The sequence below is a fragment of the Treponema medium genome, assembly GCF_017161265.1.
GTDB lineage: Bacteria > Spirochaetota > Spirochaetia > Treponematales > Treponemataceae > Treponema > Treponema medium.
Genome location: NZ_CP031393.1, coordinates 901,799 through 916,473 on the forward strand (window position 1 = coordinate 901,799; position 14,675 = coordinate 916,473).

Below are 14,675 nucleotides of genomic sequence, written 5' to 3' on the forward strand. Positions count from 1 at the left end.
ACAGATGATCAATACAAAATCCCATAGAATCGGTTTTTATATTCTCATAGCCGTTGCCGTAGCGGCCGGTTGGATTGTCGCTTCGGGTATTGCGCTGTATATCCGCGGTGCGCAATTACTGACTATCCTGCCGGGGGAACAAGCTCGACAGGACGCAGCTTTCGGCGCAGATATAACCGCTGCTCGTGATTTCCTCGGAAATGAAGCTCGCAGATCTTTTCACACTCCTCCTTTATTACATCTTGCACCTTGTACGCAAGGTATTCCGCAACCGGCTGCAATAAGCGCTCGTTCCGCTGTTGTGATGGACGCTGCGAGCGGAGCTCTTTTATTCGAAAAAAATCCCGATCAAAGTATTCCTCCTGCCTCATTAACAAAATTGGTTGCGATGTACACCGTGATGCTGGCTGTTGAGCGGGGAGAAATCAGCCTGACTGACACTATTATGCCGCCTGCAGAATCGTGGGCGGTAAATATTCCGCCGGGGTCATCGCTAATGTTTTTAGGAAAAAATCAGCGAGTAACCGTTGAAGAGCTGATGAGGGGTATGGCGGTTGTTTCCGGTAATGACGCGGCGGTGGCGCTTGCAATTCATACGGCAGGCTCTGTGGAGACCTTTGTTCGGCAGATGAATGAAGCCGTCGCGGCGCTCGGCTTGCAAAATACACACTTTGAAGATGCAAACGGTTTGAGCGAATATAACCGCACAACCGCCCGTGATTTTGCCCGTTTTTGTGCAGTGTATGTACGAAAATATCCCGATCACCTTGCGCAGTTTCACTCGCTGCGAGAACTTAGCTATCCGCAGCCGCATAATATGCTGAAACCGCAAGCAATTATCCGTCAGCCGGCGACGAATACGCTGTTGGGTAAACTGGACGGCTGCGACGGCATTAAGACAGGGTTTATTTATGAGTCCGGTTTTAATATTGCGCTTACCGCACAGCGGAACGGTGTCCGGTTTATTGCGATTATTTTAGGCGGCGCCGGTAAAAGTATGGCGGAAGGGAAGGCGCTACGGGAAGAAAACGGTAGCACATTGATGGAGTGGGCGTTTGCTCACTTTTCCACAAGATATGCACAGAACTTTCCGTTGGATATACCAGCTATTCCCGTTGTCGGGGCAAAAGAACAGGCTAACAAAACGGCGCTGCTGCCGTTGCCGGATGATCCGGGCGGAAATAACGGGGCTTTTACCGTTCCGTTTTCCGATGCGAAGTCAGGCGAAACCGTACCGAATACCGCAGAAATTCATTCGCGTGTACTCGTGCCCGGTGCGCTCGCCGCTCCCATTGCAGCAGGACAAAAAATCGGAAAGGTGCAATTCTTTACGGAAGATGAGGGGAAACCGCTGGTGCTTGCCGAATTTCCGCTTATTGCAAACAAAACCCTTGAAAAAGGGAGCGTCCTCCGTTGGAAATATGATAATCTTGCATTAAAATTGCATCGCTTTTTAAATCGTCGGTAAGGTGGAAAACTTTTTATATTAGGCATCGCTAAAAAACTCAGTGTTGAGAGCTGCCTTATTTATTTTATAGATAATTTTAGGAATACATATTTTGAAATACTTTATTGAAACGTATGGATGTCAAATGAACTTTGCCGAATCTGCGGCATTGGAACAGCTCTTGCGGGAACGCGGCTGGGAGGCAGCCGAAGATATACAGCACTGCAATTTGCTGATTGTGAATACCTGTTCGGTGCGGATAACCGCCGAAACCCGCGTATTCGGGCGGCTCGGTCTTTTTTCTGCGATGAAAAAGAAGCAGAATTTTACGATTGTCTTAATGGGCTGTATGGCACAGCGGTTACATGATCAGATAAAGGAAAAATTCCCACTACTTGATTATGTCGTCGGGATGTTTGAACGGGATCAATTTACGGCAATCTTCGATGCGGTGGAAAGGGAAACGCTTTGGGCCGGCACAAAGGAAGGTATCGCTGAGCTGACAGCGCTTAACCCACAGTCCAGCAATGAACAGCGCTATCATTTTTCCAAATGTTCGTATACCGAAGGGGCTTTTCAAAGCTTTGTTCCGATTATGAACGGCTGTAATAATTTTTGTACGTATTGCATTGTGCCGTATATCCGCGGGAGGGAAATTTCCCGTCCGGTTGGAAGCATTTTGGATGAGATTCGGTTTTTAAGCGGAAAGAATGTACGGGAAATTACGCTGTTGGGGCAGAATGTTAATTCATATCACGGAGTTGACCCTGCCACGGGAGCAGCGGTGAGTTTTCCGTCTTTGCTTCGTGCGGTTTCAGCGACGTGTGCCGAACAGGACGTTATTAAATGGATACGCTTTATTTCAAGTCATCCGAAAGATTTATCGGATGAGTTGATTGAGGTAATGGCGACGGATCCGCGGATATGTAAATCGCTGCATTTACCGGTACAAAACGGCTCCAACGAAATTCTTGCGCGAATGAACCGACGGTATACTGTTGAGCAATACCTTACTATTGTTGAAAAGCTCCGTAAACGGATACCGGATATTGTACTGACAACCGATATTTTAATCGGGTTTCCGGGAGAAACACAGCCAGACTTTGAAAAAACGCTCGAGTTGATGAGGACGGTGCAGTTTGATTCGGCTTTTATGTATCATTATAACCCGCGTGAAGGGACAAAAGCATACGATTTCCCTGACCGGATTCCCGATGTCGAGCGGATTAACCGGCTGCAACAGGTTATCGATTTACAGCAACGTATTACCGATCTTAAAATGCAGCAACGGGTTGGTTCAACTGTTATGATGTTGGTTGAATCGCAGTCGAGAAATAATCCCGATGAATTGTTCGGACATACCGAACAGGGGGAGATGACTGTGCTTGCGGAAAAGTGTGATCCGAAACATATTGGACATTTTATGAAAGTTCAATTACAATCCATAAAAGGGAAAACGTTTAGGGCTGTCCCTGTCATGTAGGGATTCTACGGGAGGATATAATGCCGGGAAAGTTATTGTATTTTATTCTTGTAATACTGATGCTTGCGCTGTTTATGGGGTTTAATCTATCAAATCATTGTGATATTTCCGTAATTTTTTACGTATTCAAAGATGTGCCGATTTTTTTAAGTATGTTGTTTGCATTTTTGTTTGGGAATATTGCGGTTTTGCCCTTTCTTATCAGCAGTCGTCATAAAATGAAGAAGGCTGAAAAGCAAGCGGCTTTGTACCATGATGTTGAAAAAGTTGAATTAAAACCTGAAAAACGCCGTTGGTTCGGGAAAAAGAAACATTCCGAAGAGAACGGGACGGCAAAGCAGGATGTGTGATTTCTGTTCCGGATTCAGAAAAATATATTTTTCTTTTATTATTATCGTCGGAGCGATGATAATACATGCCGGTGTGGAAGGCTTTGCAGAATCGGCTTTACAGCCTAGTGTCCAGACTTTAGCGCAAAAAGCCTTTGCACAAAAGACAGATGCGGCTGTTCGGCAGGTCTTTGAAAAGAATTTGGCAACACTCCCGAATGCGCAGGCAAAAGTTCAAGCGCTGATGCTGTTGGCAGATTATGAACAGCATAACGGGAATTATTCCAATGCGGCGGACTGTTACCGGCGGGCGGCTGAGTTCGTTACTACCGATCAAAAGACTGCGCTTTTATTGGATGCGGTTCGTGTGTTGCTCTGCGGCGGCAGCATGGATTCTGCCCGTAGCCTGTTAAGTGAAATTGCTGCCGCGTTACCGGTGAGCGACGAAGATCCTTATTACCGGAGAGCCGCAGTGTATGACACGTGGAGACTGCTCGCCGAAGACAGGGCTGATCGGGCGGTACCGCTTATCACCGCCTATACGAAGAAAAAAGCTTTTTCGGAATATCATCCTGCATTGCTGTTTACACTCTGGTGGGTCAACGGTGATGAGGATGCAAAGCAGCGGCTGCTGAAAGAGTACCCTGCCGGTATGGAAGCGGCGGCCGTCAATGGAACCGTTACAGTGCAACCGTCAACTTTTTGGTACTTAATGCCGAGAAGCGGACTTGCTCAGCAACCGGCTGCCGGCAGTTCAGCTTCTAAAACAAGCACATCCTCTAAAGCAAGAACCTCATCGGAAACGACAAAAGCTTCAGTACAATCGAGCGCTGCATCAAAAGCAGAGGCAGCTTCTACTCAATCCTCAAAACCGGCAGCGGTTTCCGAAACACAGGCTAAGCCTTCCTATTATCAGCTTGGATTTTATAAGACAAAAAAATATGCGGAAGCGCTTGCCGCCGATTTGCAAAAAAAACATTTTACTCCCATTATAAAAGAAGAAACGCGTCCCAGCGGTACTGTTTATTTTGCCGTACTTGTTAAAGAGAACGCTGCCGGAGATATGGGGCTCCGGTTAAAGGATGCCGGATATGAAGCCTTTCCGATTTTCCCATAGATTTTTCCTTTGGCCGTTTGCTGTATCGGTTGTTATTTCGTATTTTCTGTTGATCCTTTTGGGATGCGCTTCTGCCTCTGCCCATAAATACGACAGCTTGTTGCCTACCGATACTGCCGAAATGATCGAAGCGGTATTTTCTGCCGATGCACAAATGCAAGCGGAACAGATATTTCCGATCCCGATGAAGGAATACGATGATTCTATTTTACCGAATAACTATCTTGCCTTTACCGCGTATAAAGGACAGGCTCGTATTTATTTTTGGGCGCATGGACTTGCTTCTTTTGATTTGTACATCAATAACCGAAAAATTCCGACAAAATCTCTTTGTACGGATAAACCGATGTGCTTTGATGCATCGCCGTATATTCAAAACGGTAGAAATATGCTCTATATTGCGGCGCTTACTCCTGCCGGAAACGGTACGGCACAAGAACAACCTTCATTACAGGTAAAGATACCCTACCCTGTTATTCTGCCGCTTTCCAATTCGCAGGAGGCTTTAAAAAAACAACAGAAAGATGCACCGTATTCAACCGAAACGCTTGAAATAGTGGATCAGCTGCTGACTGCAGAAATGGAGGTGGGGTTTCCCGGCGCTCAACTTGTCATTATTAAAGACGGCATGATGATTAAGAACAGCGCTTACGGCACCATCAGTAGGGTTGACAGCGCAGGCAATCCGCTTGACGAAGTGATTCCTGTAACGGAAAAGACTTTATTTGATCTTGCAAGCAATACAAAGATGTATGCAGTTAATTTTGCCGTTCAAAAACTGATTTCCGAACGGCGCCTTGCGCTCACTGATACCGTTCACCATTTTTTTCCGCAATTTGTTGATACTAAGAAAAGTAAAATAAAAGGCAAAGCCGATATTACGATCTTTGATCTTCTTACTCATCAATCGGGATTTCCCGCCGGAAGGGCGTATTCGCAGAAAATTAAGAAACTTAAAAATGTTTCAAAAAAAAGCTATCGTGAGCATACCTTTGACTTGATTATGGAAACTCCGTTTGTGTATCAACCTCGGACGACAATGATCTATTCGGATATCAACTATATGCTGCTTACCTATATTATCGAAAAGGTAACGGGGGTGGGGCTGGCGGAATATGTTGCCGACAATTTTTACCGCCCGCTTGGTTTGGATAGAATTTGTTTTACACCGCTCCGGCAGGGTTTTACACTCGATGAGATTGCTGCAACGGAAATTCGTGCAAAACCGCGCACTCAAGATGCTATTGATAGTACACAAATCACGGAACTCATTCATGGAACTGTACATGACTCTGAAGCGTATACGGCAATGGAAGAGATCAGTGGGCATGCGGGGTTGTTTGCAAATGCGGAAAGTATTGCAGTGCTTGCTCAAGTAATGCTGAATAACGGAGGATATGGTGTCAAACGGTTTTTCGATCCGTCCGTTGCAGGATATTTTACGGCGCAACAGTCTCTTGTTTCAAGCATCGGGTTCGGTTGGCGGCGGCAGGGAGTGCAGGAATACAGTTGGGCTTTTTCGCCCTTTGCCTCTGCCGGAACCTTCGGGCATACCGGCTGGACGGGAACGCTTACCATTATCGATCCTGTCGAACATCTTATCATCATTTTATTAACCAATGCAAAAAATACGGTTCCGGCGCATAACACCCGTAACAGCCGATTCGAGGGCGATTATTATTTGGCAAAGCGGTATGGGGCGATCACGGCACTTATTTACGAGGCGTTTCGTCAGCCGACGCAAGCGCAGCTGGAGAGTATGCTCATCGAACTTGCCGAAAAGAAATATGAAATGCTGCGGCAAATTTCAGCCTTTAACAACCAAGGCTATATCAATGATCTTGCGGCAATTATGAAAATCGTAAAACAACGCGCTCGAAAGTCTGCCGGCTTGCGAAAATTTCTCAAGACTGAGAAGGCTGCACAGATTCTCAAAATTGTTGACGGCCGGCTATAGAAACGGAAGCGCCTTTACACTAAGAGCAATCGCATCCGAAACGTGTTAAGCGATTGCTTGCCTTTGTACGAAATTTTGTCAAAAATTTCGTACAATTTTTTCACGAGAAGGGTAAATGCATCAGACAGAATAGATAAAAAGCGCAGAATAATGGGGGCTAATGGTTAAAAATAATTTTTCCGTTAGCCTTTTGAAAAGAGGTGAGGCAGATACGAGGCATGAGCAAAAATTACCCGCAGGCGTGCTTTTTGCACGTCGAGGACTAATTTTTGTGAAATAACGAAGTAGATGCCCGCCTGTTTTCAAAAGGGATCTGATGCGTTTACACGTACGCACCCTGATATTTCTTTTCAAATTCAATCGTCGTATTTGAGCCGTGTCCCGGATAAACGTGTGTATTTTCCGGCAGTTCGGTAAAAAGCCGCTTGAGCGACTGGCATATCTGCATCTCATTACCGCCAAGCAAATCGGTTCTGCCGCGGGATCCGTAGAAAAGGGTATCCCCACTAAAAAGAATACCGGCTTCTTCGTTCCACAAGCAAACAGAGCCTTGTGTATGACCGGGTGTATGCAGCACGGTAAAGCCGTTTACGCTGTCTCCTTCTTTATAAAAATCTGTCGGTTCCGGAAGCGGATTTTTTTCCAACGGCTCTATCAGTTTTTGAACATGGAGTGGCCCAAAACTTTTTAAATGGATTTCCATACCGGCTTTTCCGAGGTATGCGGCATCATTTTCGTGAATCCACAAGCGATAATCGGGATACTTTCGTACGAGAGCAGGCAAGCCACCGACATGGTCAAAGTGTCCGTGTGTCAGCATAATTTCAAGATGCGTAGGATTAAGTTTATATAGATACTGGGATAATTCGGGGCTCAATCCGCCCGGATCGATTATGGCAGCGCTTTCTTTGCTCAACGGGAATACCCACGTATTGACCATAAGGTAGCCGGTTTCAAACTTTTCTATTGAATATTCCATGATAAAGTCCTTTTACAAGCTTTGAAGATGGTTGAGAATAGTATAGGCGATTTTATGGATTAAAACAATATTGGGTCCTTTTGAAATATACGGCACATCTGCGACGTCGCTCGTTCAGCGAAGTACGTCCGTGTACTTCGCTGAACACAAGTTTGACCGGTGTCAAACTTGTTTCTGCTTAATACGCGCGGCATCCATGCCGCTACTGCAAATCCTCAACGTATCAGAACGGACAGGGATGTCCGTGGATCCATACATCAGCGACGTTTTTGCTTTGCAAAAACTCGTCGCCAGCAAATGTGCACGGATGTACATTTGCTGGCAAGGTATCTATACCGTCTATTTCAAAAGGCTTACGGAAAATCTGTAAAAAAATACAAAAAATTTTGTTTAAAATTTTTTGCAGGAGGATTACAAAGCCGATTATCAATTCAGTATAAATAAGATTAAAAAATCGATGAATCGGCTTTGCTGTTGATTGTTAAAAATTAGTATGATTTTGAATCATACGACTTGCGGTTTTTTTTCATTAATTTGCGCTGAAGAGCTTTCTTCTTTCTATTTAAAATAGTAGACGGCTTTTCATAGTATTCGCGCTTTTTCCACTCGCGGATAATTCCCTCTTTTTCAACTTGTCGCTTAAAACGCTTAATCGCTTTTTCAAGGTTTTCGGAATCATCGATAACGATACTTGCCACTTACAGAATCACCTCCAATGGATTATATCCTTAGTATCTCTTTATACAATAATGATTTTATATCTTTCTGTCAAGTAACGCCAATTATGCGTTTCGGTTGTGCATAATTTCAAGCTCTTCCATGACAAGATCGACGACGGCTTGCTTTTTGTCATCTCCTTCACGACAGCGTTGCTTGGCTCGCTCACGGAATTCGGTGCAGTCAATAACCGGGCTTATTTCCATTACAACCTTATCTTGGCAAACAATGTCGCCAAGCATATTGGAGGGATCATCCGAAATGCGTAAACAGTTACCGTTAATAGACACCAGCATCATTACATCGGAGGTTCGGATGTATGAGTCGATTTCGCGGACACCTCGTTTTGTTTCGGGCTTTCCCGGGCGGTAGCGGGTTCCTGCCGGATATACGATAACGGCTTTTCCTTCTTTTCGCACTTCTTCCAATGTCCGCATCGAAGCAATATTGATGCTGCGGCTCCGTTTTTTCTCTTCCTCCAGCTGTACGGGGTCGGTAATACCGGCGAGCGTTCTGCTTGGATAAATGACAATGCGTTCATAGCCTTCGGTAAGAGCTGCTATCAGCGGGTCTTCTTCGGTAAGTTTCATCCCTGCCATTGCGATAGAGCGATGAGCAAGCTCTTCTCCCGCCGCCCCTGTTTGTTCCATTAAATATAAGAAAATCGGTAAATCGAGGTTGCTGTAGTGTTCGGAAAGGATAATACCCTTCTTTCCTGCTTTAATTGCTTGTAAAAATTCAGCAATGTGTTTTTCAGGATATAGTTTTGAGCCGTCTAACAAAAGTTTTTTTACAGCAGATTCTAAGATTGTTCGAATCTGAGGATTTTCCATTTTATGTACATTTTCCTCGGTGATAACATTATCTTTGCTTGCATACTGCTCAAATAGCGGCCTGAGTTCTTCAAGCATGTTTTTTAGTACAAGACCGTCCATTTTTTTCCTCCAATAAAAAGTTAAGAAGAAAGTATCAACTTTCGATTGATTTTTTACACACGTTTGCAACGAAGTGAGAACGTGCATATATGTTGATCTAAAAAAGACCGGATATTACCGGCCGATAATATCCTCCTATACGGAAAGGCGTTCCAGCAACGGCGGTAGTTCGTAAATCGATTTAATCGAAGGAATTCCGGACGTTTTGGTAAAATCCGTACATCGTTCCTTTTCGTCGATTAGTACGCTCTGCCCGCCGATTTGAACAAAGCCTTGAACATAAGCGGGGCAATCATCCAAAAACAATGTTTCCTCAACCGTTTTATGTACAGCGGCAAGCGGTTTGATAAAAGCATCCGGCTGCGGTTTTCCTTTCCCTTGGTTGTAGGAAATATCAAAAATACCGAGGAATAAGTCGCTGATATTAAAGAAGTTCAAAACCCGTTCGGCGTGTGCCATTGGTGCATTGGTCAAAACCGTCATCGGCATTTGTAACGAAATGAGAAAGTCTCGTAAATTGGGATCAGGCTGTAATTCTGAAATCTCCGAAGCGGGATGTACTGCTTCAAAATAAGTGTCTCTGTCGTTAAAATGATATTCACACTCAAGCCATTCGAGCGTAGTGCCGTAGTTGTGCCGCCGCGCACGCTGCAGTCTGATAGCCTCTTCCAACGGAACCGATAAAAAATTGGCAATAAATTGAAACATCCGTTCAGAGATTCTCCGTTCCATCAGATTCGATGCAGAGTAGAGTGTATTATCAATGTCGAAAAGTAAATGCCCTATCATCTCTGTTGCAGTATAGCACAAAAACTAAAAAAGTCCATTAAAATAGGCTTGTTCGGCGCTATAAGCATGGCTATTCACCGTTAGGCTGACAATGGTAAAGCTGCCGTCTTTATTTTTAATACACCGTTTTATATCCTTTGAAATTTTTTTCGATTCGACATCGTATACGGATTGCTTAAGTGTAAAGGTAGTTTGCTTTCCTTCGACAGTCGTATACGATAGCAGTGTTTTTGCATAAGGGCTTGAAGCAGTTAATAATCGAAGCAATTGTTCGGGTGCGGATAGCGGATTTCCGTTTTCTGCCGGTGGTACATTGATCGTACTTACCGTTAAAAAGGCCGTATTCCCGCAAAGAAATGAGTTATCTGCAATCTTTTTCCACTGGCTATCCAAATGGAGCCGCACGCCCGATACGGTTACCGTTTCTTTCTTTGCCGCTTTATTGAGGGTAAATACATTTGTGTCCTGCTGAGGTTCTACCGGATCGTAACCGTAGAATACCGATTCTCCATTGCCGTTAATAGAGCCTATTTCGGTTAATTCCAAAACGGTTTCTTTTTTCACGCCGGTTATTGTTTTGAGGTGAAAGAGGGGGACAAAAGATTGAAAGTTCAGTGTAACAGTCCCGCCGAATTCTTCCATTTGCTTGCGTACTGTTGTCGTGCCGAACGGCGTTTTCCCAGCGCGGGGAAAGGTTTTAAGCTCATAGAGCTTTGGCAATAGCCCCATCAAATAATTGACTCCAAAGGTGTCGTCTGATGTGATGGAAGAGATAATTTGCTGGCCGGTCAGGACTAACTGTCCTTTCTCGACTTGGGTGCTGAATAGGATGGATACGGTATGGGGATTTCCCGGCTCATCGATACGGATAAATGCCCCGTAGGTTTCATCGTTATAGTATAAAAAACCTATCCACGTCGGGGCTTTCCATGAATAATCGCGATAAATAACGTAATCACCGGAAAAAGTGCCTTGCGTAGATTCGGTTGTGGGCTTCTGCGTCGCAAAAAGGAACATAGGAACAAATATCGCAATACAGCACAGGATGAACCGTGTGATATTTTTCTTTAAGAGTTCGTGATGATAATCCATTATAATCTCCAAAAACTGAGCTTAATAGTCTTCGTAAAAGAAAGTTTCAGACAATTTTTAAAAAAGCTGTGAGGTTTGTAACAGACATCCGTTAACTTTTTTCCGCGTGTTCTTCTGCATATTTCTTGAATTCTTCTTCGCTCATTTTATCGGCATAGAGTGGATAGAGCGCTTCGACTAAATCTTCCAATGTAGGGAATTTTGCACCGTCTAATTTGTATGGCATTATTGTACCTCGCTTACTGTATTTAAGATTTTGATGAGTTCTTCTTTTGTTCCGTTGATGAGCGGTACATCCGGAAGAGGCGTATCAATACCTCGAAGATATTCGGGAATGATGGGAGATTCGCCGCATATCCGAGTAAGGATTTCGCTTTCAAAAGCGGGATGATCCTTCGATACCAACACGAGGGATTCTCCGCTCCGCTGCCGGAAGATGTTTCGGGTTTGTGCCGCTGCATACGCATGGGCGGTTGCCGTATCAAACATGATACCGTAGCGCCGGTAGGAATCGCTGATAAGCGTTTCCGCTACCGTGTTCGAGACCTGCGCAGGGAAAATAATCGATTTCATAATAGCAGGGCTGAGTGTAAAAATTTGTTCAAGCCGTTCGATATTGGAAGGAACGGCAGGGTCGGCGGGACCGCGTTCCGAAAGCGGAACGGAAGAGTTAATACAGCGGCAGCTACCAGTCTCGTCACAGTTCAGAGCATCCGTTGCGTCCGTGATGAAACCGTTCACGGGTAAACGAAACTTCCATGCGTATAAACCTGCCGCAAGATTGCCGTAGTTTCCGGAAGGAACTGCATAGAATATTTCTCCTGCCGTCCGTGTTTTTATGCGAGTGAAGGCAAACATATAAAAGAATACCTGCGGCAGGATACGCCCGATATTCACGGTATTTGCCAGCGTCAAGTTATAATCTTTTATAAGCTGCCGTTCTTGGTAAATAGATCGGATAAGGTTTTCGACTATGGCAATATCTCCGTCAACCTCTACGGGGTACACGGAGCCGCCGTTTTGAAATAAATGCTCCGGCTTTAGCCCCTTTGCATAACCTTTCGGATATAAGATAACCAATTTAAGATGTTTTTTGTTCCCGAATGCAGCCGCCATGCTTCTGCCGCCCGCCCCGGTACTGGGGGCAACGACGATGGCATTTTTTTCATCTATTGTTAAAAGATGTTCCAAGGCGGAGGCAAGCCATAAAAAGCCGAAATCCCGGTGATTGCCGGTTGGACCGTGGAACAACTCCAGCAAAAAGAGGCGATCATCAAGCTGGCGGAGGCGTGGACTATAGTCTTGAAATGCAGTTGCTGCGATACGCTCGGAAATAACCGGACTAATTTCTTCTTTGAGCAGTGCAGAGGTTAGTGAGCCTGCTATAGTCGAAAAGGCTGTCTGCTCATTCATGTGCAATATCCACGAGCGTAAATCGTGTTCGGAGTACGGAACATATAAACCGCCGTCTGCAGGCATACAATCAAAGATTGCATGTTTAAAGGAAACCGCATGTGTGCTGTTTCGAGTGCTGACTAACTTCATAGTTTCAAAGCGCTCCTTTATCAAGCCGGTATTTTTTAACAAAACCTTCCGGCTTGTAGCTCATTTTTGCATGGCGCAGCCCCTCGTCTCCCAAGTCTTGTTCACGGTTGATGTATACGACCTGCTCGGGAAGCGATTGTGCAAAGGCATAGTTGATGTATTGATAGCTGCCTCGAAAATCGGTTCGTGCTTTTTCAAAATGGACAACAGCAGTAGTTCCCTGTGCTGCCAACTCGGCTAAACACCACCCTACCGGCACACCCTGTACATAGAGGATAAGGCTGAGAAAATCTGCTATTTGCGGCAATGCCAAGGCCTGCTGTGCAGCCTCGTAGTCGGTTTCTTGAAGATTGGTTTGTTCCGTTGCCCAGATGTCCAAAATTTTAGATGCGTCTTTTTTTGTATCTGTATCAAGCTTTTTTAACGTAAAATCAGGGTAATTGCTCAAAAATCCGTTTACATGGTTCTTTTTTTTATGTAATTGCTTCCCTGATAACGTACTTAATGAAAGACGGGTATAGAGGTAATCGAAATTATCCCTATCTTCGGTAGGGGGCTCTTTAAAATTTTGGAAGAAAGAAGCTTGCTGGCTGATATAAGATTCCGAGATTAATTTCCAATATGCACAATCCTTGTACAGTTCTTTAACCGTAGTAATAGGGAGCGGATCTCCTATGGAGAAAAAAAACGGTGTTTTCCGTTCTTCTCCTAAAAAGAGCACGGTATGCTCATTCAATCTGCTAATTTTATATTTATAAGTATTTCTAAAAAAATACAAACTTCCGAAGGTTAACTCCGACATGCCGTCTTTCAGCAGCTGTAAATGGGGCTCAATTGCTTGTACAGCTTCTATGGATAGCGGAGAAAATTCAGGATACCGCGCAATGACGTCCATAGCCGCTATGTTACTCTTTTATGAAAAAAATCGCAAGTTCTTTAGAAAAGATAAAATATGCGGACGAGGCGTTTGAAAATATTTGTGAAAAAACGCCTCTCTATCTAGGCCGTCAGATCCAATAGATAAGCCGATTCCGGCAAGGAAGAAGCATACCCGATGCTTTTTGAAAGCGTTATTTCCGTATGGATTTTAGTATTGACGTATTCAATCATCGCATCCAGCGTCTTTTCATCAGGCTGCGCCGTTAATAGCTTATTTTCCCGTTCATTTTCGCGCATTTTAACCAGCTGATCGATGAGCGTATTTAAAATCTTCAGCTTCCCGATACTGACGCCGTTTTGATCCTTAGTACGCGGAACTCCGGAAACATATTGAAAATGAGAATAAACAACTTGTTTGGTATCGACCGGAAGATATGCACGCCCTCCGGCCGAAATGCTCGTCATTGCCGCATAAGACAACGTTGACAGCGGTACATAATTTGATACCATACCGATCCCTCCACTATTCTAATAATCGGTATTTTTTTTATGTACTTTAGAGGAATCTTATAAAGAAGATTATCTTTTATCCGTAATGACACAAAACAATATCGGATTCTTTAAAAATTTTAAAGTCAATGGTATAATCAATATACTTATACTGAATAAAATAGTATGGAGGTTCTCTGCTATGAAATTTATTATGGATGAAAGTATTGCCGCGCTTGGGATTAAAAGCATTGTGATCGGGATTGCAAAAAATGTAGATCCACAAGCTCCCTTATCAGAGGCTTTTTTAAAGAAGCAAAAAGAGATGGAAGAATGGGCATTGAAATGCGATGTTGATGAAGTATTCAATCATCCGGTTATTCAGGGATACACTGATATGCTGCAAAGTGTGGGGCGCAGTATCAAGAAATATATGCCGACCGTTCCGGCTCTTATCCGAAACATTCAGCACCGCGGCTCTATTCCGCACATCAATAGTGTTATCGATATTTATAACGTCGAGTCGTTACGTTCGCTTTTGGCAATAGGCGGACATGACCTTGCTAAAGTAGACGGGCAGATAGAGTTTACCGTCAATAAAGAAGAAGGTGTTTTCCTTCCCATCCTATCCACGGAAAAGCATGTCGCTAAAACCGATTACGTGTACCGTGACACAAAAGGTATTATGGCATGGCTGGATGTCCGGGATGGGGAACATTATAAATTTGATGACGGGACAAAAAATGCAATCTTTATCATTCAGGGAAATGCCAATACTTCCGTCGATATGCGTGTAGAAGCGCTCAAACGGATTCAAAGCGATTTAGCGGAATGTATGCCTCAGTTAGAATTTGAGATACAGGTTATCGAGGGGTAATTCATACTGAGAAATTGAGCTTCTTCGTTTCCTGTACGGT

At 44.2% G+C, this 14,675-nt stretch carries 15 protein-coding genes; 6 read left to right on the plus strand and 9 right to left on the minus strand.

Annotation, left to right across the window (positions count from 1 at the left end; all coding sequences use genetic code 11):
* The first annotated feature begins 4 nt into the window (after positions 1 to 4).
* From DWB79_RS04105 to pbp4b, 5 genes are all read left to right on the plus strand, one after another.
* Positions 5 to 1,468 (plus strand): D-alanyl-D-alanine carboxypeptidase family protein, encoded by a 1,464-nt coding sequence (locus DWB79_RS04105; RefSeq protein ID WP_016522781.1) that lies wholly within the window; start codon positions 5 to 7, stop codon positions 1,466 to 1,468.
* A gap of 91 nt (positions 1,469 to 1,559) precedes the next feature.
* The gene (miaB, locus tag DWB79_RS04110) at positions 1,560 to 2,930 is read left to right on the plus strand and encodes a tRNA (N6-isopentenyl adenosine(37)-C2)-methylthiotransferase MiaB (RefSeq protein WP_040859029.1); all 1,371 of its coding nucleotides are present in this window, start codon (positions 1,560 to 1,562) and stop codon (positions 2,928 to 2,930) included.
* Positions 2,931 to 2,950: 20 nt separating this feature from the next.
* Positions 2,951 to 3,280, plus strand: a complete 330-nt coding sequence (locus tag DWB79_RS04115; protein WP_016522783.1) for a hypothetical protein — start codon at positions 2,951 to 2,953, stop codon at positions 3,278 to 3,280.
* Positions 3,281 to 3,335: 55 nt separating this feature from the next.
* On the plus strand, positions 3,336 to 4,376 hold the full coding sequence (locus DWB79_RS04120; protein ID WP_252722499.1) for an SPOR domain-containing protein: 1,041 nt from the start codon (positions 3,336 to 3,338) through the stop codon (positions 4,374 to 4,376).
* Positions 4,351 to 6,333: a penicillin binding protein PBP4B gene (pbp4b, locus tag DWB79_RS04125; protein WP_016522785.1), complete on the plus strand. Its 1,983-nt coding sequence runs from the start codon at positions 4,351 to 4,353 to the stop codon at positions 6,331 to 6,333. Before DWB79_RS04120 ends, pbp4b begins: the two co-directional genes overlap by 26 nt.
* A 322-nt stretch (positions 6,334 to 6,655) precedes the next feature.
* Here pbp4b and DWB79_RS04130 read toward each other — a convergent pair whose 3' ends face one another.
* The 9 genes from DWB79_RS04130 to DWB79_RS04165 all read right to left on the minus strand — a co-directional run bounded on the left by DWB79_RS04130 (position 6,656) and on the right by DWB79_RS04165 (position 13,779).
* Positions 6,656 to 7,312 (minus strand): MBL fold metallo-hydrolase, encoded by a 657-nt coding sequence (locus DWB79_RS04130; protein ID WP_016522786.1) that lies wholly within the window; start codon positions 7,310 to 7,312, stop codon positions 6,656 to 6,658.
* A gap of 488 nt (positions 7,313 to 7,800) precedes the next feature.
* Complete coding sequence (rpsU, locus tag DWB79_RS04135) at positions 7,801 to 8,010, minus strand: 30S ribosomal protein S21 (protein WP_006188264.1); 210 nt, start codon at positions 8,008 to 8,010, stop codon at positions 7,801 to 7,803.
* Between the two features lie 84 nt (positions 8,011 to 8,094).
* On the minus strand, positions 8,095 to 8,964 hold the full coding sequence (locus DWB79_RS04140; protein WP_016522787.1) for a 1-acyl-sn-glycerol-3-phosphate acyltransferase: 870 nt from the start codon (positions 8,962 to 8,964) through the stop codon (positions 8,095 to 8,097).
* 135 nt (positions 8,965 to 9,099) lie between these two features.
* Positions 9,100 to 9,753: an HAD-IA family hydrolase gene (locus DWB79_RS04145; RefSeq protein ID WP_016522788.1), complete on the minus strand. Its 654-nt coding sequence runs from the start codon at positions 9,751 to 9,753 to the stop codon at positions 9,100 to 9,102.
* 24 nt (positions 9,754 to 9,777) lie between these two features.
* The gene (locus tag DWB79_RS04150) at positions 9,778 to 10,845 is read right to left on the minus strand and encodes a DUF7954 domain-containing protein (protein WP_016522789.1); all 1,068 of its coding nucleotides are present in this window, start codon (positions 10,843 to 10,845) and stop codon (positions 9,778 to 9,780) included.
* Between the two features lie 91 nt (positions 10,846 to 10,936).
* Complete coding sequence (locus DWB79_RS12165; RefSeq protein WP_016522790.1) at positions 10,937 to 11,071, minus strand: hypothetical protein; 135 nt, start codon at positions 11,069 to 11,071, stop codon at positions 10,937 to 10,939.
* Complete coding sequence (locus DWB79_RS04155) at positions 11,071 to 12,390, minus strand: pyridoxal-phosphate dependent enzyme (protein ID WP_016522791.1); 1,320 nt, start codon at positions 12,388 to 12,390, stop codon at positions 11,071 to 11,073. Before DWB79_RS04155 ends, DWB79_RS12165 begins: the two co-directional genes overlap by 1 nt.
* A gap of 4 nt (positions 12,391 to 12,394) precedes the next feature.
* Positions 12,395 to 13,285, minus strand: coding sequence for a DUF2156 domain-containing protein (locus DWB79_RS04160; RefSeq protein ID WP_016522792.1), 891 nt, complete (start codon positions 13,283 to 13,285; stop codon positions 12,395 to 12,397).
* Between the two features lie 104 nt (positions 13,286 to 13,389).
* Positions 13,390 to 13,779 carry a hypothetical protein gene (locus tag DWB79_RS04165; RefSeq protein ID WP_016522793.1) on the minus strand — a complete coding sequence of 130 codons (390 nt, stop codon included), beginning with the start codon at positions 13,777 to 13,779 and terminating at the stop codon, positions 13,390 to 13,392.
* 181 nt (positions 13,780 to 13,960) lie between these two features.
* Between DWB79_RS04165 and DWB79_RS04170 the strand changes: the two genes are divergently transcribed.
* Positions 13,961 to 14,635 carry a B3/B4 domain-containing protein gene (locus DWB79_RS04170; RefSeq protein WP_016522794.1) on the plus strand — a complete coding sequence of 225 codons (675 nt, stop codon included), beginning with the start codon at positions 13,961 to 13,963 and terminating at the stop codon, positions 14,633 to 14,635.
* The last annotated feature ends 40 nt before the right edge of the window (positions 14,636 to 14,675 follow it).

What these genes read in the sequence shown, in the direction of transcription:
- DWB79_RS04120 (WP_252722499.1), top strand. Translation starts at nt 3,336, where the DNA reads ATGATAATACATGCCGGTGTGGAAGGCTTTGCAGAATCGGCTTTACAG.
- DWB79_RS04130 (WP_016522786.1), bottom strand. Translation starts at nt 7,312, where the DNA reads ATGGAATATTCAATAGAAAAGTTTGAAACCGGCTACCTTATGGTCAAT.
- DWB79_RS04155 (WP_016522791.1), bottom strand. Translation starts at nt 12,390, where the DNA reads ATGAAGTTAGTCAGCACTCGAAACAGCACACATGCGGTTTCCTTTAAA.
- DWB79_RS04140 (WP_016522787.1), bottom strand. Translation starts at nt 8,964, where the DNA reads ATGGACGGTCTTGTACTAAAAAACATGCTTGAAGAACTCAGGCCGCTA.
- pbp4b (WP_016522785.1), top strand. Translation starts at nt 4,351, where the DNA reads ATGAAGCCTTTCCGATTTTCCCATAGATTTTTCCTTTGGCCGTTTGCT.
- DWB79_RS12165 (WP_016522790.1), bottom strand. Translation starts at nt 11,071, where the DNA reads ATGCCATACAAATTAGACGGTGCAAAATTCCCTACATTGGAAGATTTA.
- DWB79_RS04150 (WP_016522789.1), bottom strand. Translation starts at nt 10,845, where the DNA reads ATGGATTATCATCACGAACTCTTAAAGAAAAATATCACACGGTTCATC.
- DWB79_RS04115 (WP_016522783.1), top strand. Translation starts at nt 2,951, where the DNA reads ATGCCGGGAAAGTTATTGTATTTTATTCTTGTAATACTGATGCTTGCG.
- DWB79_RS04105 (WP_016522781.1), top strand. Translation starts at nt 5, where the DNA reads ATGATCAATACAAAATCCCATAGAATCGGTTTTTATATTCTCATAGCC.
- DWB79_RS04170 (WP_016522794.1), top strand. Translation starts at nt 13,961, where the DNA reads ATGAAATTTATTATGGATGAAAGTATTGCCGCGCTTGGGATTAAAAGC.
- DWB79_RS04165 (WP_016522793.1), bottom strand. Translation starts at nt 13,779, where the DNA reads ATGGTATCAAATTATGTACCGCTGTCAACGTTGTCTTATGCGGCAATG.
- DWB79_RS04160 (WP_016522792.1), bottom strand. Translation starts at nt 13,285, where the DNA reads ATGGACGTCATTGCGCGGTATCCTGAATTTTCTCCGCTATCCATAGAA.
- DWB79_RS04145 (WP_016522788.1), bottom strand. Translation starts at nt 9,753, where the DNA reads ATGATAGGGCATTTACTTTTCGACATTGATAATACACTCTACTCTGCA.